Below are 1,124 nucleotides of genomic sequence, written 5' to 3' on the forward strand. Positions count from 1 at the left end.
ATGAAAACCCGTGCCGCCGTTGCCGTTGGAGCCGGCAAGCCTCTGGAGATCATGGAGGTCGACCTTGAGGGCCCGCGCGAGGGCGAGGTGCTGGTCGAGATCAAGGCGACCGGCATCTGCCACACCGACGACTTCACTTTGTCGGGCGCCGATCCGGAAGGCATCTTCCCGGCGATTCTCGGCCATGAGGGCGCCGGCGTCGTGGTCGATGTCGGCAAGGGCGTGACCAGCCTGAAGAAGGGCGACCACGTCATTCCGCTCTATACGCCGGAATGCCGGAAGTGCCCGTCGTGCCTGTCGCGCAAGACCAATCTGTGCACGGCGATCCGCGCCACCCAGGGCCAGGGGCTGATGCCGGACGGCAGCAGCCGCTTTTCGGTCGGCGGCGAGAAGATCTTCCACTATATGGGCTGCTCGACCTTCGCCAACCACACGGTGCTGCCGGAGATCGCGCTGGCCAAGGTCAATCCCGACGCCCCGTTCGACAAGATCTGCTACATCGGCTGCGGCGTGACCACCGGCGTCGGCGCGGTGATCAACACCGCCAAGGTCGAGATCGGTTCGACGGCGGTGGTGTTCGGGCTCGGCGGCATCGGCCTCAACGTCATCCAGGGGCTGAAGCTGGCCGGCGCCGACATGATCATCGGCGTCGACATCAACAGCGAGCGCAAGGCCTGGGGCGAGCGCTTCGGCATGACGCATTTCGTCAACCCGACCGAGATCGACGGCGACATCGTGCCCTATCTCATCAACCTGACCAAGCGCGGCGCCGACCAGATCGGCGGCGCCGACTACACCTTCGACTGCACCGGCAATGTCAAGGTGATGCGCCAGGCGCTGGAGGCGGCGCATCGCGGCTGGGGCGAATCGATCGTCATCGGGGTCGCCGGGGCCGGCCAGGAGATCTCGACGCGGCCGTTCCAGCTGGTCACCGGCCGCGTCTGGAAGGGCACCGCCTTCGGCGGCGCGCGCGGCCGCACCGACGTGCCGAAGATCGTCGACTGGTACATGGAGGGCAAGATCCAGATCGACCCGATGATCACCCACACCATGCCGCTCGAAGACATCAACAAGGGCTTCGAGCTGATGCGCCGCGGCGAAAGCATCAGAAGCGTCGTGCTCTA

Annotated in this window: 1 protein-coding gene; it reads left to right on the top strand. The window is 65.9% G+C overall.

What is annotated here, in order from left to right:
- The coding region (locus ACLKMW_RS26425) for an S-(hydroxymethyl)glutathione dehydrogenase/class III alcohol dehydrogenase (RefSeq protein ID WP_415727502.1) at positions 1–1,124 on the top strand (1,124 nt) is incomplete at both ends.

It is taken from the genome of Borborobacter xinjiangensis (assembly GCF_047739745.1).
In the GTDB taxonomy this organism is placed as follows: domain Bacteria; phylum Pseudomonadota; class Alphaproteobacteria; order Rhizobiales; family Rhizobiaceae; genus Pseudaminobacter.